General features: G+C 44.3%; 3 protein-coding genes. All 3 read left to right on the plus strand.

Features of this window, described 5'->3' with window-relative positions; translation table 11 throughout:
* Positions 1 to 847, plus strand: an 847-nt coding sequence (locus UC75_RS00400; protein ID WP_228136968.1) for an NRAMP family divalent metal transporter, incomplete at its 5' end; no start/stop codon positions are given.
* Positions 848 to 881: 34 nt separating this feature from the next.
* A complete protein-coding gene (locus tag UC75_RS00405; protein WP_049836321.1) occupies positions 882 to 1,646 on the plus strand; it encodes a LamB/YcsF family protein in 765 nt (254 codons plus the stop codon).
* Between the two features lie 2 nt (positions 1,647 to 1,648).
* The coding region (locus tag UC75_RS00410) for a putative hydro-lyase (RefSeq protein WP_228137189.1) at positions 1,649 to 2,361 on the plus strand (713 nt) is incomplete at its 3' end.

Raw genomic sequence — 2,361 nt, forward strand, 5'->3', positions numbered from 1 at the left:
TGGTGCGTTAGCCATTTTGATTTTTGCATCAAGAAAAGCAACGCTTGCCATGGATAAAAGCATGATCGTGTTGGGATTGCTTAAAATCCTCCTGATTATTATTGTTGCTGTTATTGTAATGCCACCTGTTGGTCAAGCTGTACATCAAACCTTTGCTCCAGATCAGATCGACTTTGCCATTATTACCACCATTGTTGGCGGTACGGTTGGTGGCTATATCTGCTACGCGGGTGCCCATCGTTTACTCGATAAAGGCGCTGTTGGCCCTGAAAATATTGATGAAGTTGCTAAAGCTGCGACCAAGGGCATTATTGTTGTCGGCATCATGCGCTATGTATTGTTTTTAGCGTTTTTAGGTGTGGTGGTGAGCGGTGCAACCATTGATTTAGCCAGCCATGACGCCAATCCGGCAGCTCAAGCATTCCAATATGCAGCGGGTACATTTGGTTTTAAATTGTTCGGCTTAATTTTCTGGGCAGCAGGGATTAGTAGCACCATTGGCGCAGCATATACTTCAGTGTCATTCTTTACTGCGTTTAAAAAGAACTTAACACCAAAACAAACCAACTATACGACCATTTCCTTTATCGCATTGGCGCTATTGCTCTATGTGTTATTGGGTGCAACTCCAGCAGGTCTACTCATTTTTGTAGGTGGTTTTAACGGATTGGTGTTGCCAATTGGTCTTACAATTTTTGTGTATGTTGCTGCGTGCCGTAAAGATTTAATGGGTAATTACAACTATCCAAAATGGTTACTTATTTTGGGTGGGTTAACATGTCTGTTGACGTGGTGGATGGGTTATATGTCATTTACGACAGTATTTAACTATTTGACCAAGCTTTAAGCCAGACTTTGTTAAGTGATAAAGGAATAATGCCATGTTTGTAGATTTAAATAGTGATTTGGGTGAAAGCTTTGGCTCATGGAAAATGGGTAATGATGACCAGATTTTACCTGTCGTGACCAGCGCCAATATTGCTTGTGGTTTTCATGCTGGCGACCCGCTCGGTATTTTAAAAACGGTTCGTAGAGCAGTGGAGCTTGGTGTGATCGTTGGTGCTCACGTGTCTTACCCAGACCTTGTTGGTTTTGGTCGCCGCAATATGGATTTGTCGCGGGACGAACTGATTGCCGATGTGCTTTACCAAATTTCTGCACTCGATGGCTTGGCTAAAGTGGCAGGCTCAAAAGTGCAATATGTTAAACCGCATGGCGCGCTTTATAACACCATTGCACATGACCAAGCACAGGCAGCAGCCGTGATTGATGCGATTAAAATGTATAACCCTGAACTGGTTTTAGTGGCTTTGGCAGGGTCTAACTTAGTCGCGCAGGCGCGTACAGCTGGCTTAAAAGTGGTATCTGAGGCATTTGCAGACCGCGCTTATAACAGCGATGGTTCACTGGTGTCTCGTCGTCTAGAAGGTGCGGTTTTACACGACTCGGCATTTGTTGCGAGCCGTGTGGTTTCAATGCTTAAAAATGGTGGGGTCGAGTCAATTGATGGTGTATTTACCCCAATTCAAGCCGACACCATTTGCCTACATGGCGATACCGACGGTGCATTAGAAATGTCGGCAGCTATTAAAGCCGAGCTTGTAAAAAACAATATTGAAATCCGCCCGTTTGTAAACAAAGCATAAGGATGAGCACCATGTATAAGGATATTAAAGTCGACCCAGCTCAGCTTGAAGCCGCATTAGATGCACGTTTAAAAATCCGTGCAGGTTTTGATAAACCGACAGCAGGTATGGCTGCGGGCATGACACAGGTCAATATGATTTCGGTGCCAAAAGAGTGGGCATATGACTTTTTACTCTATGCACACCGTAACCCGCAAAGCTGCCCAGTACTTGATGTGCTTGAAGAAGGCATCTATGCAACTAAGCTTGCGACAGACTCAGACATTCGAACTGACTTCCCGCGTTATCGCGTTTGGAAAGATGGTGAAATGGTCGATGAAGTGACCGATGCGAGCGAGATTTATAACGCTCATCCTGATTTGGTGACTTTCTTAATTGGTTGTAGTTTTTCGTTTGAAACGGCTTTGCAAGAAGCAGGTATTGAAGTTCGCCATATTCATGACGATACCAATGTACCGATGTATCTGAGCAATATTCAGTGCCAGTCAGCAGGGCGTATTTCTGGAAATATGGTGGTTTCCATGCGACCAATTCCATCGCATCAAATTAGTGAAGCGGTAAAAATTACCGCACGTATGCCAAGTGTACATGGTGCACCTGTACATATTGGGCATCCTGAAAGCTTAGGAATTTCGGATGTAAATAAGCCAGACTTTGGTGATGCTTCTCGTATTGAAGCAGGTGAAATTCCAGTGTTTTGGGCGTGTGGAGTAAC

This window comes from Acinetobacter sp. V2 (genome assembly GCF_001188385.1).
GTDB lineage: Bacteria > Pseudomonadota > Gammaproteobacteria > Pseudomonadales > Moraxellaceae > Acinetobacter > Acinetobacter oleivorans.